The organism is Catelliglobosispora koreensis DSM 44566, assembly GCF_000379685.1.
Taxonomy (GTDB): Bacteria; Actinomycetota; Actinomycetes; order Mycobacteriales; family Micromonosporaceae; genus Catelliglobosispora; species Catelliglobosispora koreensis.
Genome location: NZ_KB903256.1, coordinates 118,816 through 136,705, shown reverse-complemented (window position 1 = coordinate 136,705; position 17,890 = coordinate 118,816). Strand labels below are relative to the sequence as shown.

Sequence of the window (17,890 nt, the reverse complement as noted above, 5' to 3'; positions counted from 1 at the left end):
CGCCGGTATCCAGCGTCGCGTCCTGAACTTTCTGTGCGGTGACGTCGTAGGGTGCGGTGATGACGATTTGTGTTTTGGTTCCGCTGTTGGCGGGTAGGTCGTCTGTTTTGAGCGCGAGGTCTATCAGTTCTAGCAGGGCGTCGTGGCGGCGTTGTGCTGGTGTGCGTGGGTCGCGGAATGCTTGTGGTAGCGGCTGCCCGGCCATATCACGCACTGTGCTGTCAACGTCGTCGCTTTCGCTGCACCGGTTGCTGCATGCCCGGCCGCTGGCGCCGGTGGTGCATTGGCATGCGGTGGGCGCGGGACTGGTGTTGCAGGTGTCTAAGGGCGACGGTTTGGACCGGGCTGGGTTGCATAGGGGGTCGAGGGCGGCTTTCAATATGGCGGCGCCTTCGCCGGTGGTGTAGCCGGATAGCTGGTAGCGGCCGGTGCCATCGGCGCTGACGGTGAACGCGCGCGTGCTTCCCACGCTTGGCGGTCTTCGCGTTCTATCTGTTTGCGTTCGTGTTCCTCGGCCTTGTCGGGGTCGACGTGACGCAGGATCCGCCGGCCTGCGATACGCAGCTCTTCCGGTTTCAACGATGCCGCCTGGCCGAGCAGGACGGCTGCTGCTTCTTCGCGCACAAATGCGGGAACGGTGTCGGCCGCCTGTGCGATCTCGGCCGCTTGCGCCTCGGAAAGCTCTCCGGCGGCGAAGGCTTCAGCCACAGCGGGAACAGTGGGCAGGAGTTTGATCAGTTGGCCATCTTCGCCGCGGCGTTGACCCCGACGCGGTGGGTGGCGTTCAGCCATGCCGGAACTGACGCATAGCCCTGCTGGTAGGGAACGTTACGCCCAGCCTGCTCGGCGGCCACCGTGATCAGTTCGGCTTGCAGGACCCGGATGCTGTCACGGATATCGACTGCCGCGGANGCGAGTTCNNTGTCGGACAAGGCAAATACTGCCCGTCCCGCTAGAACACCCCGCTGCCTCACAAACCCAACCCTACGAGCCGGGTCTGACAGAAACAGGCCGCCCCAGATTGCGGATATCAGCAACACCAAACCCTTGCCCCACAACAGATCTTGCCGCTCAATCTGTCTCAGATTCCCTTGTAGTGACAATCCAAACAGGACAGTTATGCGCCTTTGATTCTCCGTGCAATGACGCTGACCGCATTGGTGAGGTTGGCTCGTGGCGAGCACCGGGCCCGATGGGCGCAGCAGGGAAAGGTGCGGGCGGCAATGTGCAGAGGTGTAAGCGAGTAGCGAAAGGAGGAGTGGGGCGAACGAAAGCCAGGGAAGACGGAGCGGGAAGGCGGGCGGGGGCAAAGGTGCGGGCGGCGCAAGGGAGGCGGGGCGGGAAGGAGAAAACTGTGTGCTGCGCGTCTCAGGGGTGGCGTTGACATCGGTGGCAAGGTTTAGCGTTGCGGAAAGCGGGCGGCGCGGGCGAAGGAGGCCGGGGTGCTGATTGGGGAGCTGGCGGAGCGGGCGGGGACGAGCACGCGCACGTTGCGGTATTACGAGGCGAACGGGCTGGTGCGGGCGAGACGGTCCGCTAACGGGTACCGGGTTTATGACGAGAGCGAACTGCGGGTCGTGGGGGAGATCAGGGCGCTGCTGGCGATTGGGTTTGGGCTGCAGGACACCCGGCCGTTTGTGGAGTGTTTGCGTGCGGGCAACGAGTGCTCGGCGGTGTGCCCGGATTCGGTGCTGGCGTTGCGGCGCAGGCTCGCTGAAGTGGACGCCATCGTCAGCCAGCTGACGCAAGTCAGGGAACAGCTGAAAACACAGCTAGATAACGCGATCGGGAGACGACATGATCACGGTGACGGACGGGACGTTTCAGGAGCTGGTGCTCAATAGCGAGCGGCCCGTTTTGACGGACTTCTGGGCTGAATGGTGCCCACCTTGCAAAGCGGTATCCCGTACCCTCGAAGATCTTGCTCCTGAATTTGGTGAGCAAATCGTCTTCGCCAAGATTAACGCCGACGACAACCCTGCTATAGCCCGAAAATACAGCGTCCTGTCCTTGCCCACGCTATTTGTGTTCCAGCAGGGCGAAGTGGTGGCCAGGTCGGTAGGGTCGCGGCCGAAGTCCTACCTGCGCGAGATGCTGAGCGCTCATATCGCTTGATCGCGAAGGTATGCTCCCTGCGTGTATGGGCGTAACCATTGGATCGGGTGGACCCGCATCCGCCGGGCCGCGGTTCCGGCTTCAATGATCAGCGAGTGTACGCGGCTGCGCCTGTCCGGTGACTGGAAAAGTGCTTGCGCCGCAGCGCATGTCGACGTCGACATCGATCTGCGTGATGTCGCCTCGAGACACGGCATAGAAGGGGCGCGGCGTATCGAGGATGACTTGCGTGGGCTGGCTCCCGATCTGCTGCGCTGGCATGCGCCGCGGGAATACGGCGGGGAACCACGGCTGGCGAACGGGTTGCTGGTGCTCAGCAGGCTTGACGGTCCGATCGGGGACCGGCTGTTCCTGGTAGCGGAACCCGCGGACAAGCAGCGGATGACGGTGAGGGTGACCACGAGAGCGCATCTGGCCAATCGCGCGTGGACGGATCTGCCCAGTTATCTCTGGTATGCCGGGGACGTGACGCAGGCACGGGCTGCCTACGGCGGCGATGCCACGCGGATGCCGGGCTTCACTGAGGACGGGAAACCGTTGCGCGCCAGCAACTTCGCGCACGACCCTCAATCGGCGAACGCGCCGGAGCGGGCAGAGGCGCTGCTGCGGCTGCTAGCGGAAGAGCGATTCGGCGAGGGCTGGGCGCTCGCCGGGCTGACACTGCCGGAGCCCGATCCGCACTTGTCACGATGGACGCCGCAAGACATGCTGCGTCACCTGAGTCTGATGCCGGTCAACCTCCCCGGATTGGCGGCCGAGATTCGCCGTGTCCTCAAGCGATATGACGCTCGCGTGCTCATCGGCTCGCAGTACACGTGGGGCATGGAGGTTTACGAGGACAAGCGTGGCCATCTGCAAGGCTTGCAGCAGGGTAAAGCGTCGGGGGAGACGATCCGGATCACGCAGCAGGTCTGGTCCATCTATCCGGATCTGCCGCTGGTGTGGAAAGGACGGATGAACCTGGCGGACATGCACCCGTTGATGCGCCAAGCTTTCTTCCCGGCAGCGGAACCGGCCGCGAAGGAAGAAACAAAGGTGCGGGTCCGGTGTGGACGCGAGTGGCGTACGGTCGCGATCGGGCCCGACGAGCTCGAGATCGAGCACACGCCAGACGAATTGCGGCGCGAGCTGGCTATCGGCAGTCTCGGCGGAACGCCATGCCGGTGCGCACAAGCACATCAAGCTTGGAAACAGGGCCGCGGCTGGCTGCCGCGGGAGTTGCGTGCGCGGCGGACGCGGTTCTTTGACATGGCGAAGCACGGCTATACCGCGGAGCTGTTATCCATTTTGGACAGTGGTTATCTCCGCCATCTGCGTGACAGCAACGGCAGAACGCTGCTGTTCTATGTGCACTATCTCGACCACGAGGTGGCATTGCCAAAGCTGCTCGAATACGGCCTGAGCCTCGATGACACCGACGCCAGCGGGCAGACGCCATTGCATCACATGGCGTACAAGCAAATCCCGGAGCTGGTCGAGGCCTTATTGAACGCGGGTGCTGACCGCAACCGGCGGGACGGCAATGGTCACCGTCCCGCCGAACTTCTGCGCCACAGGCGGGAAAACGCCACCAGATCAGAGGTGCTTAGGCTCCTAGAACGTTAGAGCCCACAGGTCGATGTAGCCGACGTCAGCGCTAGCCGCGTCCTGGACCCGCAGTTTCCACACACCGTTGGCGACCTCGCTGGAGGCGTTGACGGTGTAGTTGGTGATCAGGTTGTCGGCGCTGCCGCCGGTGCGGTTGTGCAGCACGTAGGCACTGCCGTCCGGGGCGATCAGCGAGACGACGAGGTCACCGATGTACGTGTGCTTGATGTCCACGTCGACCTTAAGAGTCGCGGGGGCGTTGCCAGCGACACCGGAGACGGTGACCGATGACTCCACAGTGGACAGATCGGCGATGGTGACGTTGTTGGCGTTTTCGAAGCGCGGGCCGGGTGGCGTCGTACCCCCATTGTCAATGAGGTCTTTGATCTCGTTGTAGATCAGGTGCATCCGGGCGCCTTGGTTGTTCGGGCAGCCGCCAAGGTGGTGCAGCGCGATCACTTTGTGTGCCGCGGAAAGCACCGGCGAACCCGAGTTTCCGCCCGAGGTGTCACATGAATACGACATGTTCCACGAGTTGATGGCCGCGTTGCGCACGGTGCACAGGCCGCCGCCTTGCATGTCCTCGTAGATGGACAGACGCTTTGGCGTGGCGTCGCCGTGACCCGGGATGTAGATGCGCTCACCATTGACCGGTGCCCTGGTCTCCAGGAACAGCGTGCCGAAGCCCTGGATCGCGGCGAAGTTGTTCACGGAATACAGCGTGTAGTCCAGCTCGCCGGAGCCACCGGTGCTGACCTTGAGCAGGGTTGAGCCGCTGACCTTCGTGCCGGCACCGGGGTTGTTGCCGCCACAGGTCGCGCACTGGTAGTTGAACTGCATCTCACTTGACTGCACCTGTGACTGCGTCGAGAAGCAGTGCTTGTTGGTGAGCATGCGGTTGGTATTGCCGACCCGCCACGTCGTGCACGCGCCACCGCCGCCGATGAGCAGCTTGGCCACGGCATTTGAGCGAGTGAACTCGGTGGGGTGGCTGCTCTGGTAGCAAACCACGTCCCGGCGCGCGTCGGTGCCACAGACGCTGAACAGGCCGGGGTTGTTGGCCACGACTTCGGCCTGGGTGTAACCGCGCCAGTAACTGTCGATCTGGACGGTGCCCTTGCCGTGGCGAGTAACGATGGCGGTGTCGCCGTCGATCGACATGGCGGCCCAGCCCTGACGGCCGTGCAGTGTGCGGTCGGCGTCGCCCTTGGTACGAATCCCGTGGTACGTATGGACTTCGGTGCCAGCGGGGTTGGACACGGTCACGTAGGCGCCTGGCGCTAGGTCGAAGACGCTGAAGTGAACCTTGACGTACGTCGCCGAGGGCTCATGGACGACCTGCTTGTCCGTGTCGCCCTGCAGACGCAGGCTGAGCAGCTTTTCCTCACCAACACGGGTCGCCTGTGGCTGAGGTGCGGCGGCGGGTGCTTCGGGCTGGCTAGTGACCGAAACACTCCCAAAGCTGACCAGCATGGCGGCGAGGAGCGCATTGAGCGAACGCATTGCGGAACCTCCCTATATAGAAATATGGGAATACGCTAAAGGTGCGCTGCGGGTGCCGCAACTCGGCGGAGATCACTGAGATAGGGTCTAGCGGTGTTAGAGGCAAAGGATCTGCATAAAGCTTTTGGGGAGAAGGTGGCACTGTCAGGCGTAAGCCTGAAGGTCGCACCTGGGGAGATAATGGGTTTTGTCGGTGCCAATGGGGCAGGCAAGACCACGACGATGCGCATCATCATGGGTTTGCTCACCCCTGACTTAGGGACGTCGAGCTGGAACGGCGCGCCGCTGAATCTGCAGCAGCGCCGCCGTCTCGGGTATATGCCAGAGGAACGCGGGCTCTACCCGAAGATGAAGGTCGCCGAGCAAATCACTTACTTCGCACGGCTGCGCGGACTTTCGGCCAGCGACGCGGCAGCGGCGGTGAGCCGCCTCGTGGGACAGCTGAGCCTTGAGGGCAAAGAGAACACAGCAGTCGAGGCACTGTCGCTGGGTAATCAGCAGCGCGTCCAACTCGCGGTCGCGCTCGTCGCCGACCCGGTGGCGCTGGTACTCGACGAGCCGTTCTCGGGACTCGACCCGATCGCGGTCGACTCGCTCGTAGAGGTGCTGCAGGCGCGTGCCGCCGAAGGCGTCGCGGTGCTGTTCTCCAGCCATCAGCTGGAGCTTGTGGAACGCATCTGCGACTCGGTCAGCATCATCTCGGCCGGGCAGATGGTCACGAGTGGACCGGTCACGCAGCTGCGTGCTCAGGCTGAACGCAAACTCAAAGTAGTCGTGCGGGGAGCCGAAAACGGCTGGGCGCAAGGGTTCGACGGCGACTTCACCACCGACGCCGATGTGCAGACCCTCATCACCGTCACGGCTGACGACCAGGCGGTGCTGCGGTCTGCGCTGCAGGCTGGACGCGTGGAACAGTTCGGCTGGCTGCAGCCGTCGCTCGCCGAGATCTTCCGGGAAGTGGTCGCGTGAAAGAGTTCTTCCTAGTCGCCGCACGCGAAATCAAAGTGCGCGGGCGGACCAAGAGTTTTGTCATCAGCCTGGTGGCCAGTGCGCTTCTGGTGGCAGCGCTGGCGTTCCTGCCGAGCTTCTTCGACGACGGCGACTCGAGCTTCACCGTCGGTGTCGTGGGCCAGGAGCTGGCTGCTGGACCCGATGTCACGTACAAGAAGTTCGACACCAGTGCCGCGGCCGAAGAGGCGCTGCGCGCCGGCGAGGTCGATGCGATGCTCCTCGATGGACAGACGCTCGTCGGCGACGGCTCGGTCGACACCGACCTGGAATACCTGATGCGCCAGGCCTATCAGCAAGCTCAGCTGACCTCGGCCGGAGTGACGCTCGACCCGCTGAATGTCAGCACGATCGCCGGCAAGGAAGCGCCTGACGGTGCCCGGGTGGCGCTGGCGAACCTGCTCGTCATCCTGCTGTTCATGCTCATCATGTTCACCGCGATGTACGTGGCGATCGGCATCGTGGAGGAAAAGAGCAGCCGCATCGTCGAGATCCTGCTGGCGTCGGTGAAACCGTGGCAACTACTCGGTGGAAAGATCGTCGGGCTGGTCGTGCTCGGGTTCGTCAACCTGCTCGTGATCGCGGCAGCCGGCCTTGGCGCCTCGGCCGCCGCTGGCGAGATCGGCAGTCTCCCCTCCGGCATCGGCGGCATCGTGGCCAACACGTTCCTGTGGTTCCTGCTTGGCAGCGCGTTCTTCGCGGCACTGGCAGCGGCGTTTGGGTCGCTGGTGTCGCGGCAGGAAGACCTCAACGGTGTGCTGTCTCCCATGACGATGACGCTCATCATCACCTACCTGCTGTCGTTCTTCGTCGCGACAAAGCCGGAAAGCACAGTGGCGCAAGTGTTTTCGATGCTGCCGCCGTTCTCGGCGATGGCGATGCCGGTGCGTTTCGCCGCGACCGACGTACCGCTGTGGCAAATACTGGTGTCGATCGTGGTCATGGTCGTGGCGACCATTGGTGTGATGATGCTGGGTGCCCGGATCTACCAGCGGGCGGTGCTGCGCACAGGAGCCCGGCTCAAGCTGGCACAGCTCTTCAAGTAGGTGGCTGGCGTGCAGATGTGGAACAACCCGGACTGCTCGAAGTGCGCGGCAGCCCGGGAGACCCTTGCGGGACTTGGCATTCCAGTGACGTTGCGGCGGTACCTTGACGATCCGCCCACGCCTGCTGAGCTTGCTGACGTGCTGGACCGCCTCAAGGCCGAACCGTGGGACATCTGCCGCCTGGGTGAGCCGGTGGCCGAAACGCTGGGACTGGCCGCGTGGGCGCGTGACGTGTCCACGCGGCAGGACTGGATCGACACGATGGCCGACCATCCCGTGCTCATCCAGCGGCCGATCATCATCCGTGACGATGGCTCGGCGATCGTGGCTCGCACGCCTGAGGCTCTGGAGCGGCTCTTCCCCTAGGCAAGGGTTGCCACCCATACTTTCGTCGTGCTCGTGGCCATCGCGCTCTTGGTGACTGCCGCGCTCGTGGCCGCCCTTCTAGCTGGGCGGCAATGGGTGCGGCAGTCGCGCTGGGAGACCAGGAGCACGGCAGCTAAGGCAGAGCGGGCCAGACTGGCGCGGGAAATGCACGACTCTCTCAGCAAGACGCTCGACGCGCTGGCGCTAGGTGCCGCGGCGCTTCCCTCCACTTTGGACGCGCCCGACCGGGCCGCCCGGCTCGCGCATTCGCTGCACGAAGGCAGCCTGATGGCCGCTCGCGATGCCCGTGCCATCATCGACGGCTTGCGTGCCCGGCCCGCTGACGCTCCGCTGGAAGAGCTGCTCAACGCCGCCTGTCACGAGTGGACCGTGGCGACCGGTGTCCCGGTGGAGCTCACGGTGGCGCCGGGGGTGGGGGTGCATCCTGATTTGGTACCAGATCTAGTGGAAATCGTGCGGGAAGCGTTGCGCAACATAGCGGTTCACGCTGAAGCGCAACGGGTCAGTGTTTCGCTGGCACAAGGTAAGGACGTCGCCTTATCCGTAACCGATGATGGGCGAGGAGTCGCCGGGCAGCCGCCGCCTGGCCGCTATGGATTGCTGGGCATGGCAGAACGGGCCCGGCTCGCTGGCGGCAAACTGGAAGTGAAGTCGCGCCCTGGCGGGGGAACCGCTGTCATGGCAACGTTTCCCGGCCACGTCGCGCCAGCCGGTCATCCCGCGCGGATGCTTGCCGCCTCGGCCGCGGTGCTGACCGCCATCGCCGTGCTGCTGGCGCTCTGGGGCGAACCGGCGGGCAAGCCGGCTATGCAGCCACCGCCCGGGTCCACGTCGCCGTCAGCCCTGCCTTCGGTCTCAGCATCGCCGTCGGTGTCACCATCGCCCTCAGTGGCGCAGACCAAGCCGAGCCGCGAGACTGTCGTCAATGGACGGTGCCGCGTTGGTTACACCATCCGGGAACAGTGGGACAACGGCTTTACCGCTGACCTCACGATCACGAACCTTGACAGCAAACCGGTTAACGGCTGGACGCTGGTGTTCACGTTTGATCCCAACCAGAAACTGCTGTCCGTCTGGGATGCGACCGCCGGGCAGAACGGGAAGACCATCACTGTTTCCGACGGCGGGCGTAAAACGGTGATCCCGGCTGGCGGCACGATTTCCTTTGGTATGCAAGGCACGTGGAAGTCGGTCAACCCCGTGCCCAGTGAGTTCTTGCTCAATCAGCGGCGCTGCATCCAGTAGAGGACAGCCTGAGCCCTGTTGCGCACGTTGAGTTTGCGGTAGATCTGGCTGACCTGATTGCGGACCGTTTTCTCGGCGATGCCGAGCCGGGACGAGATGCGGTGGTTCGGTTCCCCGGCGACCATGAGTTCCATGATTTGCCGCTCCCGCGGCGACAGTCCGTGCGGGTCTGGGGCATTGCGTTCGCGCACGGCTGCCATGAGGGCCCGGGCCGCGCTCGGCGACAGGTGTGCCTCCCCGCCGGCCACGGCATGAATCGCCTGCACCAGCTCAGCGGGTGTGAACTGGCCATGAACGAGGAATCCCACGGCACCCGCGCGCACGGCATCGACGACTAGCTCGTCATCGCTGATGCGGGTCAGCATGAGCACTTTGCTGTGCTGGCTGATCGCCGCGATGGCCGAAAGCCCGTTGCGCAACGGCATACGCTGATCGAGCAACACCACGTCGGGCTTGAGCTGGGCGGCCGCGTGGAGTGCTTGCTGCCCATCGCCAGCTTCGGCGATCACGCGAATACCCGTGCCTGGATGCAGCATGTCGCGCAGCACCGCCCGGACGACCGCGTTGTCATCGGCGACGAGGGCGGTGACCGGCTCGGGAAGGGTGGCGTCCCTGGCGTCCCTCATGGCGTCAGAAGGTAACCCACTTTGGACGTTGTCCCGAGTCCAACCGGGACACTGGCCCGTATTGTCCCGTCTTTTCCGGGACAAAGACCCCTGTCTGTGGTCGATGTGTTGCGGAGGGATTAACGGCCGCCCTAGGCTCCGGCTCATGGGAGCGCTCCCGCTGTCACTCGCTGGCGCAGGATCGCCTCCTGGCGCGGTGCCCGCCGCGCCGATAGTTCCCCGCTCCCGGAAGGTTGCACCCCATGGCACTACTGAAAGGCCGATGGCGCTGGCCGGCCGCTTTGGCGACCGTGACCGCCGCCCTCGCCGCAGCGGCTGGCGTGGCCGTCCTCACCGCGCCGGTCGCGCAGGCCGCTCCGCCTGCCAAGGACTGGCTGCATGTCAGCGGCAACAAGATCGTTGACGAAGCGAACAACCAGGTCTGGCTGACCGGCACCAACTGGTTCGGCTACAACGCTTCTGAGCGAGTCTTCCATGGCTTGTGGTCCGGGAACATCACCCAGATCACCAAGGCCATGGCCGACCGGGGGATAAACATCGTGCGGGTGCCGGTGTCCACGCAGCTTTTGCTGGAATGGAAAGCCGGGCAGACCGTCGCGAACCCCAACGTGAACACCTATGCCAACCCAGAACTCCTGGGCAAGAACAACTTGCAGATCTTCGACTACTGGCTGCAGCTGTGTGAACAGTTCGGCATCAAGGTGATGCTCGACGTGCACAGCGCCGAGGCCGACAACTCCGGGCACATCCATCCGGTGTGGTGGAAGGGCTCGATCACGACTGAGCAGTTCTACCAGGCGTGGGAATGGGTGACCGACCGCTACAAGAACAACGACACCATCGTGGCGATGGACGTCAAGAACGAGCCCCACGGCACGCCGAACCAGCCGCCACGTGCCAAGTGGGACAACAGTTCCGATCAGGACAACTTCAAGTACGCCTGTGAGACGGCGGGCCGGCGGATCCTCGCCATCAACCCGAACGTTCTGGTGCTGTGTGAAGGGATCGAGGTCTACCCCCGTCCCGGGGAGACTTGGAGTTCACCTAACACAGATCCTGATCTGTCACCGAACTACTTCTACAACTGGTGGGGCGGCAACCTGCGCGGGGTGCGCGACTTCCCGGTCAACCTGGGCGCGAATCAGGATCAGCTGGTGTACTCCCCGCACGACTACGGCCCGCTGGTCTTCGACCAGCCGTGGTTCCAGAAGCCGTTCGACAAGGCTAGCCTGACCACCGATGTGTGGCGGCCGAACTGGCTCTACATCCACGAAAACGGCACGGCTCCGCTCCTCATTGGAGAGTGGGGCGGCCGGCTCGGGCAGGACGTCCGGCAGGACCGCTGGATGACGGCACTGCGTGACCTGATCGTGGAAAACGGTCTGCACCAAACGTTCTGGGTGCTCAACCCGAACTCCGGCGACACCGGAGGCTTGCTGCTCGATGACTGGCGCACCTGGGATGAGCAGAAGTACAACCTGCTCAAGCCAGCGCTTTGGCAGTACGGCGGCAAGTTCGTCAGCCTCGACCACCAGGTGCGCTTGGGCGGTGCGGGCAGCACGACCGGCATCAGTCTCGCCGAGCGTTATGGCGACACGGGCCCGGACACGACACCGCCTTCGACACCTTCAGGTCTGGCCGTTACGGGCACAACGTCGAGCACGATCAGCCTGTCGTGGACGCCGTCGACCGACAACGTTGGTGTCGCGGGCTACGACGTTTACCGCGGCACGCAGAAGGTCGGTTCGCCCACCGGAGCGTCCTATACCGACACTGGGCTGACCGCCGCTACCGCCTACAGCTACACGGTTCGCGCACGGGACGCGGCTGGGAACGTCTCGAACGCGTCAGCTTCTGTCACCGGCACAACGCAATCCGGTGGCGGCGGCGGAAACGGCTGCACGGCGACGTATCGCACGACTGGCAACTGGCAAGGCGGATTCCAGGCCGAGGTTTCCGTGGCCAACACCGGCACCAGCGCCACCGCTGGGTGGACGGTCGTGCTTTCGATCGCCAGTGGCCGCAGCATCGTCAACCTCTGGAATGCAACGTTGAGCGGCAGCACCGTGACCAACGCCCCGCATAACGGCGTCATCGCCCCGGCTGGCAGCACAGCCTTCGGCTTCGTCGCCAGCGGGGACGCTAACGGCGGGGTGACAGTCGTCAGCTGCACGGCTCGATAGCCGCCGCCCGTATCCGGCGGCCGGTGAGCTTCAGCCTCAGCTCACCGGCCGCCCCTTCACGACTTCTAGGGAGCAATATGTTCAAGCTGCGTCATGTCCTCGCCGCAAGCTTGTTAGCCGCCGCCTTCGCCGTCGCCCCGCAGACGACGGCGATCGCCGACAACGACACCAGCCCGGTCCGGGTCAACCAGATCGGGTACTTGGCGAAAGCCGACAAAATCGCGACGATCGTCAGCACAGCAACGACTTCCCGCGCTTGGCAACTGCGTCCCGCGGCCGGTGGTGCCGCCGTCGCCAGTGGCAACACGACAGTCCATGGAAACGATCAGGCTTCCGGGGATTATGTGCACAAGGCGGATTTCAGTGCTGTCACGGCGATAGGCAGCTATGTGTTGTGGGTGGACGGCGTGGGCCAGAGCGTCCCGTTCACCGTCTCGGGCACCGCGCTGTACCCGGATCTCGGCAAGGAAGCGTTGCAGTACTTCTACTTCCACCGCATGGGCACCGCCGTTGACGGCCAGTATCTGCAGAACTCCGCACACGGCCATGCTGCCTTGCACCCGGGTGACGAGTCGGTCCCGTGCTACAACGCGTGGTGCGGCAGTCAACGGCTCAACGTCCGCTACTCGTGGGCGGACGCCGGTGACTTCGGCATCTACGCGGTCAACCACGCCGTGTCCGCGTGGACGCTACTGAATCTCTACGAGCGCTATCCCAGCGCGTACCCGGACGGGTCGTTGCGGGTGCCGGAGAGCGGCAATGGACGGCCCGATTTGCTCGACGAGGTCGAGTTCGGCTCGCGCTGGATGTCCGGTCTGCTGCCGAGCACGGGACTGGCTTCGCACAAGGTGCACAACCACGCCTGGAGCGCTTTCCCGCTGACGTCCGTGGATCAGGAGAACGGACTCGCGCGTTCGGCGATGCCGCCCTCGACCAACGCGACCTATGCCGTAGCCCGGACCAACGCCCAGCTGGCCCGGGTGCTCGCCGCCTATGACGCGGCCAAGGCGACCCAACTGTGGAACGTCGCCAAGGACGCCTGGACGCGCGCCGAAGCACAGCCCAACGTCGACTATCCGAACGGGACAGACGCCGAAGGTGGCGGTGACTACGGCGACAGCAAGAACAGCGATGATCGCTACGCAGCGGCGGCCGAGCTCTACTTGACGGCGCTCGGCCGCTCCGACGGGGCCGTGAGCGGATTCCGTTCGGCGGTAACGGGTTCACCGCACTACCGCGAGATCGGCGAGTTTTACTGGGGCGAAGTGGCCGCGACAGGGACGCTGTCTTTGCTCAGCGTGAGCAATGACCTGCCTGCCGCCGACGTGACGCAGATGCGTGCGAACGCGCGTGCCTTCGCCGATATGGTTCTTTCCACGATGAACGGCGAGGGCTACCCGGTGCCGCTCAGTGGTGCGAGCCCCTACCCATGGGGATCCAACTCCTCCATCACCAACCGGATGCTTGTGCTCGGCGTGGCCTATGACGCGAGCCAGGATCTCAAGTACCTCAAGGGAATGAACCGCGCGATGGACTACCTCATGGGCAACAACGCCATGCGGCTGTCCTATGTCACCGGTTATGGCGAGTTCTATGAGACCGATCTGCACGACCGCTGGGCCTGGGGGAAGTACCCGGGCATCGCCTACCCGAAGGGCTGGCTGTCAGGCGGTCCGAACAATGAGCTCATCAACGATCCGGCGACACCGACCGGACGGCCCGCCGCGAAGTCCTATGCCGCTAAGAACACGGCCCCGGAGGCGTGGGGTTCCAAGGAAAACACCATCAACTGGAACGCGCCGCTAGCGTGGGTCGCGACCTATCTCTCGCGGACGAGCGCCGACCTCGGGGCACCGCCGCAAAACGACACCATCGCTCCCTCTGTCCCGGCTAACGTCGGCGGGGAAAGCACGACGAGCACGGTGACGCTGACGTGGAGCCCGTCCACCGATAACGTTGGCGTGACGGGATACGACGTGTACCAGGGCACGACGCTCAGGGGGACGCCCAGCGGGACCACGTTCACCGACACCGGGCTAAGCGCCGATACCGCTTACAGTTACACGGTCCGGGCCCGAGACGCGGCCGGCAACGTGAGCGGACCGTCCAGCACTGTCACGATCCGCACCCGGCCCGGCTCAGGGGGATCGGGCTGCACCGCGGTCTACCGCACCACCGGCACTTGGGGTGGCGGGTTCCAGGGCGAGGTGACCGTGACCAACAACGGAACCGTGGCCACGACCGGCTGGACGGTGACACTGAACGTCGCAAGTGGACGGTCTATCACCAACCTGTGGAACGGTGTGCTCAGTGGCAGCACCGTTACCAACGCGCCCTACAACGGAGTGTTGTCACCAGGGGGCAGCACGGCGTTCGGCTTCGTGGCCAACGGTGCCGTGAGTGGGGGAATCACGGTGGTTAGCTGCACAGTCAGGTAACCGCGGTGGGTGCGGGGGAGTCACGGTACGCATGCCTGTGGCTCCCCCAATATCACGCCCGGATGGCTATGACGTAGGCCATCAAGCCAATGAACCAGCCGAGGAGCAGGCCATAACCGGTTTCGCGGCGGCCCTTCACGATCAGGATGATGCCGCCGATCACCGACGCCAGCGCATGGAGCGCCTCGACAGTCAGGAAGGTCAGGGCGACGGCGGCGATGTCTTCGAATCCGCCGCCTTCCGACGGTTCAACGACGCGTGCGGAGATGAAGGCGGCTAGAAACGCGAGGGCGTGCCCGCCGAGGCCGAGGAGCAAACCGGCCAGCCCACGCCGGACATTGAAGGAAGCCACGAGCGCACAATAGCCCCGCGGCGTTACTTGCGGGAGGGGCGCAGGGCTTCGATGCACCTGACAAGGGCGTCTGGATCGGCGACGGTAACGGTCAGCCCCGGGTGCCGCAGTCCGAAGCGTTTCATGACACCTTCGACCGGCCGGTGAAACCGCAGGCAGACCCCGGCCTGGTTGTTGGAGCCGAAGGTAAGCCCCCGATCGGCCATGGAGACGCGCACGCCAAGGGCTTTGAGCCAGGAGTAGGGACCGGTCACCTGAGCGTCGAGGACATTGTCCAGCGTTGTCGCGACGCGCACGCGCCCGAACCTCGCGAGGAGCTCGCCATTGTCGATGACCACCGCGCTCGTGCGTTGCCGGATGCCGAAAAGCGGGAGGGTTCGCGCGGCGAACCGGCTGAACCGGAAGGGGAAGCTTTCCACTCATGGTCCCTTCCCTTTCCATGCACGGCTTAAACCGGCGAAGTCAGCTGAAAGCGCGTCGATAGCCGGAAGGAGAAGTGCGCATGGCGCGGGTGAAGTGATGACGGTAAGTCACGGGAGATTCGAAGCCGACCGCGGTCGCGATCCGTTCCACGGGAAGCTCAGGGGACTCAAGCATCGGGAGACTGGCCGCGATGCGCTGTGAGATGAGCCAGCGGATCGGCGGCACCCCGAGGCGGGCGGTGAAGCGGCGCTGATAGGTGCGCGGGGCCATGTGCGCCGCTTTCGCCATGTCCGTCAAGGTGAGCGGGGAGGCCAGCCGCTGGCGTGCCCACCGCATGCTCTCGCCGATCGGGTCGCCGGAATCCGGTGCTACGACAGGGGTTTCGATGAACTGGGCTTGGCCGCCCTCGCGGTGTGGCGGGATCACCATCCGCCTGGCGACGATATTCGCGATGCGGGCACCGTGGTCACTGCGCACGAGGTGCAGGCAAACATCAATGCCGGCAGCACTTCCGGCGCCCGTGACGACATCGCCGTCGGCGACATAGAGGACGGTTGGGTCGACCTGGACGGCCGGGTATCGCGAAGCGAGCAGTGCCGCGTAACGCCAGTGTGTAGTGACTTTGCGCCCATCGAGCAGCCCGGCTCCGGCGAGACTGAACGCCCCGGAACAGATCGAGACCAGCCGCCCTCGCACTGACCGCAGGGCAGACACGAGCGACGGCGACGGCGAACCCTGCACGGGAGCACCCGGGATGATCACTGTGTCAGCCGCCGCGAGCACATCAAGTCCGTGAGCGGCGGTCAAGCTGAACCCGCCCATCGCGGCCATCGGCTTGCCCGGCGTTTCCGAGCAGACATCGAGGGTGTACCACGACGGCACGTCCAGCTCTGGTCGTGGCAAGCCGAAAACCTCAACCACCACACCGAATTCGAACGGTGCCATGCCTTCGTAGGCGAGCACGGCCACGCGGTGCGGCTTCGAGATCAGCATGGCGCAATCTTAACGATAGAAGTCGTGCGCGCCAGTGTCGCCCGCGAAGGGACCCGGCCAAACTGAACAGCATGAGTCTTACGGAAATCCCCGCCGCGCCAGCCATCGACGCCTACAAGCACTTCGTGGGGAAGCTGTCTTTCGAGGTCGACCCCGCTGACGTGGCCTATGCCATGAAGGCCGGCGAGGTTGACTTCGTGCTCATCGACACCCGGGCCAAGGGCCACTACACCAAGTCGCACCTGCCCGGCGCTGTGAACGTGCCCGAGACCGGGATCACCGCTGAGTGGCTAGCCGAGTTTCCCGAGGACAAGCTGCTCGTCACCTACTGCTGGGGGCCGGCGTGCAACGGCTCGACCAAAGGGGCGATGAAGATCGCCGCGCTCGGGCGCCAGGTCAAAGAGATGATCGGTGGCTTTGAATATTGGGTCCGAGAGGGATGGCAGACCGAAGGTAAGCGCCCCTTGGACGCCCGCGTGGCACAGCCTGCCATCACCGATCTCGGCTTGTTCTGCTGAAGCCTATTCAGCTGACGAGTTCGCCCAGAGGTTGATGTCGCCCTCGGTCGCGTACTTCTCGATCTCGGCCAGCTCGTCGTTGGTGAACTCGAGGTTGTCCAGCGCGGCGACGTTCGTCTCCAGCTGGGCAACGCTCGAAGCTCCAATCACGAGACTCGTCATGCGCTCATCGCGCAGTGCCCAAGCCAGCGCCAGTTGCGCGAGTGACTGCCCACGGCTGCTGGCGATGCCGTTGAGCGCCTTTACTTTGGCCATGTTGCTGGCGGTCAGCTGAGATTCGCTCAGGGCACCACCGGTCTTGATGCGCGAGTCCTCTGGTACACCCTGGAGGTATCTATCGGTAAGCAGGCCCTGCGCGAGCGGCGAGAAAGCGATGCAGCCGGCGCCGATTTCCTCCAGCGTGTCGAGCAAGTGGTCAGCTTCGATCCACCTGTTAATCATCGAATACGACGGCTGGTGGATGAGCAGGGGAGTGCCGAGCTGACGCAAAATCGCGGCGGCTTCCCGGCTTTTCGCTGACGAGTACGAAGAAATGCCTACGTAGAGCGCTTTTCCAGCCCTGACAGCGGCGTCGAGGGCTCCCATCGTCTCCTCAAGCGGAGTGTCCGGGTCGAAGCGGTGCGAGTAGAAGATGTCCACATAGTCCAGTCCCATGCGGCGCAACGACTGATCGAGGGAAGCGGTGAGGTATTTACGCGATCCCCACTCGCCGTAGGGCCCGGGCCACATGTCGTAGCCGGCCTTGCTCGCGATGACCAGTTCATCGCGGTACGGCTTGAGATCGGTGGCCATCATGCGCCCGAAGTTCTCTTCCGCCGAACCGTAAGGCGGGCCGTAGTTGTTGGCCAGGTCGAAATGGGTGATGCCAAGGTCGAAGGCTCGCCGCATGATCGCCTGCTGGGTTTCCCACGGCCGGTCATTGCCGAAGTTGTGCCAGAGGCCAAGCGAGATCGCGGGCAGTTTCAGCCCGCTGCGCCCGGTGCGGCGATAGGTCATGCGGTCATAACGTTGCGGATTAGCGACATACGCCATGACCTCACCCTATCGCCGCGCCAGAGCGGCTTTGTCATTAGCGTGGGATGACTTGCAGAAGGTCAACCACGAAGATCAGGGTCTCATTCGGCTTGATGGCGGCTCCCGCACCGCGGGCGCCATAGCCCAGGTGCGGCGGGATGACCAGCTTGCGGCGGCCGCCCACGCGCATCCCCGCGACGCCCTGGTCCCAGCCACCGATGACCCGGCCAGCGCCGAGCGGGAACTGGAACGGTGAGTTGCGGTTCCACGACGCGTCGAACTCTTCACCGGTGGAGAAGGCCACACCCACGTAGTGCACGACCACGTGGTCGCCGGCCTTGGCCTCGTCGCCGTCACCGACGGTGAGGTCAGTGATTTGCAGTTCGGCCGGCGGCTGGCCCTCGGGGAAGTCGATCTCAGGCTTGCTCAATGTCATAACGGCCATGCTACGT

Annotated in this window: 19 protein-coding genes; 10 read left to right on the top strand and 9 right to left on the bottom strand. The window is 64.3% G+C overall.

Features of this window, described 5'->3' with window-relative positions; all coding sequences use genetic code 11:
* Together A3E1_RS49180 and A3E1_RS49175 are read right to left on the bottom strand one after the other, a co-directional pair.
* Positions 1-469, bottom strand: a 469-nt coding sequence (locus A3E1_RS49180; RefSeq protein WP_169454417.1) for a DUF222 domain-containing protein, incomplete at its 3' end; no start/stop codon positions are given.
* Complete coding sequence (locus A3E1_RS49175; RefSeq protein ID WP_020522089.1) at positions 376-708, bottom strand: DUF222 domain-containing protein; 333 nt, start codon at positions 706-708, stop codon at positions 376-378. The genes A3E1_RS49180 and A3E1_RS49175, both read right to left, overlap by 94 nt.
* A gap of 734 nt (positions 709-1,442) precedes the next feature.
* On the opposite strand from A3E1_RS49175, the gene A3E1_RS0117470 reads away from it, so the two are divergent.
* The 3 genes from A3E1_RS0117470 to A3E1_RS0117460 are packed head-to-tail and all read left to right on the top strand — an operon-like array spanning position 1,443 to position 3,720.
* On the top strand, positions 1,443-1,844 hold the full coding sequence (locus tag A3E1_RS0117470; RefSeq protein ID WP_020522087.1) for a MerR family transcriptional regulator: 402 nt from the start codon (positions 1,443-1,445) through the stop codon (positions 1,842-1,844).
* Positions 1,798-2,115, top strand: a complete 318-nt coding sequence (gene trxA / locus A3E1_RS40760) for a thioredoxin (RefSeq protein WP_040391039.1) — start codon at positions 1,798-1,800, stop codon at positions 2,113-2,115. The genes A3E1_RS0117470 and trxA overlap by 47 nt, the downstream gene beginning before the upstream one ends.
* A 21-nt stretch (positions 2,116-2,136) precedes the next feature.
* A complete protein-coding gene (locus tag A3E1_RS0117460; protein ID WP_157631575.1) occupies positions 2,137-3,720 on the top strand; it encodes an ankyrin repeat domain-containing protein in 1,584 nt (527 codons plus the stop codon).
* Here the strand turns inward: A3E1_RS0117460 and A3E1_RS40755 are convergent.
* A complete protein-coding gene (locus A3E1_RS40755) occupies positions 3,709-5,205 on the bottom strand; it encodes a proprotein convertase P-domain-containing protein (RefSeq protein ID WP_020522085.1) in 1,497 nt (498 codons plus the stop codon). The genes A3E1_RS0117460 and A3E1_RS40755 overlap by 12 nt on opposite strands.
* Positions 5,206-5,298: 93 nt before the next feature.
* On the opposite strand from A3E1_RS40755, the gene A3E1_RS0117450 reads away from it, so the two are divergent.
* From A3E1_RS0117450 to A3E1_RS44845, 4 genes are read left to right on the top strand one after another with little or no spacing between them, the layout of a single operon-like run.
* Positions 5,299-6,174 (top strand): ABC transporter ATP-binding protein, encoded by an 876-nt coding sequence (locus A3E1_RS0117450; RefSeq protein WP_026208532.1) that lies wholly within the window; start codon positions 5,299-5,301, stop codon positions 6,172-6,174.
* On the top strand, positions 6,171-7,259 hold the full coding sequence (locus A3E1_RS0117445) for an ABC transporter permease (protein ID WP_020522083.1): 1,089 nt from the start codon (positions 6,171-6,173) through the stop codon (positions 7,257-7,259). The genes A3E1_RS0117450 and A3E1_RS0117445 overlap by 4 nt, the downstream gene beginning before the upstream one ends.
* A 15-nt stretch (positions 7,260-7,274) precedes the next feature.
* Complete coding sequence (locus tag A3E1_RS0117440) at positions 7,275-7,625, top strand: ArsC/Spx/MgsR family protein (RefSeq protein ID WP_245571242.1); 351 nt, start codon at positions 7,275-7,277, stop codon at positions 7,623-7,625.
* A 27-nt stretch (positions 7,626-7,652) separates the two neighbouring features.
* On the top strand, positions 7,653-8,891 hold the full coding sequence (locus A3E1_RS44845; protein ID WP_020522081.1) for a cellulose binding domain-containing protein: 1,239 nt from the start codon (positions 7,653-7,655) through the stop codon (positions 8,889-8,891).
* Here A3E1_RS44845 and A3E1_RS0117430 read toward each other — a convergent pair.
* A complete protein-coding gene (locus A3E1_RS0117430) occupies positions 8,870-9,517 on the bottom strand; it encodes a response regulator (RefSeq protein ID WP_020522080.1) in 648 nt (215 codons plus the stop codon). The genes A3E1_RS44845 and A3E1_RS0117430 overlap by 22 nt on opposite strands.
* Before the next feature lie 242 nt (positions 9,518-9,759).
* On the opposite strand from A3E1_RS0117430, the gene A3E1_RS0117425 reads away from it, so the two are divergent.
* On the top strand, positions 9,760-11,700 hold the full coding sequence (locus A3E1_RS0117425; RefSeq protein WP_020522079.1) for a cellulase family glycosylhydrolase: 1,941 nt from the start codon (positions 9,760-9,762) through the stop codon (positions 11,698-11,700).
* Positions 11,701-11,777: 77 nt separating this feature from the next.
* A complete protein-coding gene (locus tag A3E1_RS0117420; RefSeq protein WP_020522078.1) occupies positions 11,778-14,138 on the top strand; it encodes a glycoside hydrolase family 9 protein in 2,361 nt (786 codons plus the stop codon).
* A 52-nt stretch (positions 14,139-14,190) separates the two neighbouring features.
* Here the strand turns inward: A3E1_RS0117420 and A3E1_RS0117415 are convergent, their stop codons facing one another.
* From A3E1_RS0117415 to A3E1_RS0117405, 3 genes are read right to left on the bottom strand one after another with little or no spacing between them, the layout of a single operon-like run.
* Positions 14,191-14,490 (bottom strand): hypothetical protein, encoded by a 300-nt coding sequence (locus A3E1_RS0117415; protein WP_020522077.1) that lies wholly within the window; start codon positions 14,488-14,490, stop codon positions 14,191-14,193.
* 23 nt (positions 14,491-14,513) lie between these two features.
* Positions 14,514-14,909 (bottom strand): hypothetical protein, encoded by a 396-nt coding sequence (locus A3E1_RS0117410; protein ID WP_020522076.1) that lies wholly within the window; start codon positions 14,907-14,909, stop codon positions 14,514-14,516.
* A 43-nt stretch (positions 14,910-14,952) separates the two neighbouring features.
* A complete protein-coding gene (locus A3E1_RS0117405; protein ID WP_020522075.1) occupies positions 14,953-15,906 on the bottom strand; it encodes a helix-turn-helix domain-containing protein in 954 nt (317 codons plus the stop codon).
* A gap of 71 nt (positions 15,907-15,977) precedes the next feature.
* Between A3E1_RS0117405 and A3E1_RS40745 the strand changes: the two genes are divergently transcribed.
* Entirely contained in the window at positions 15,978-16,424 is a 447-nt protein-coding gene (locus A3E1_RS40745; RefSeq protein ID WP_020522074.1) for a rhodanese-like domain-containing protein, read from the top strand.
* Between the two features lie 3 nt (positions 16,425-16,427).
* On the opposite strand, the gene mgrA is transcribed toward A3E1_RS40745, so the two are convergent.
* Both mgrA and A3E1_RS0117390 read right to left on the bottom strand, forming a co-directional pair.
* Positions 16,428-17,456 carry an L-glyceraldehyde 3-phosphate reductase gene (gene mgrA / locus A3E1_RS0117395; protein WP_020522073.1) on the bottom strand — a complete coding sequence of 343 codons (1,029 nt, stop codon included), beginning with the start codon at positions 17,454-17,456 and terminating at the stop codon, positions 16,428-16,430.
* A gap of 37 nt (positions 17,457-17,493) precedes the next feature.
* Positions 17,494-17,874, bottom strand: coding sequence for an FKBP-type peptidyl-prolyl cis-trans isomerase (locus A3E1_RS0117390; RefSeq protein ID WP_020522072.1), 381 nt, complete (start codon positions 17,872-17,874; stop codon positions 17,494-17,496).
* Between the last annotated feature and the right edge of the window lie 16 nt (positions 17,875-17,890).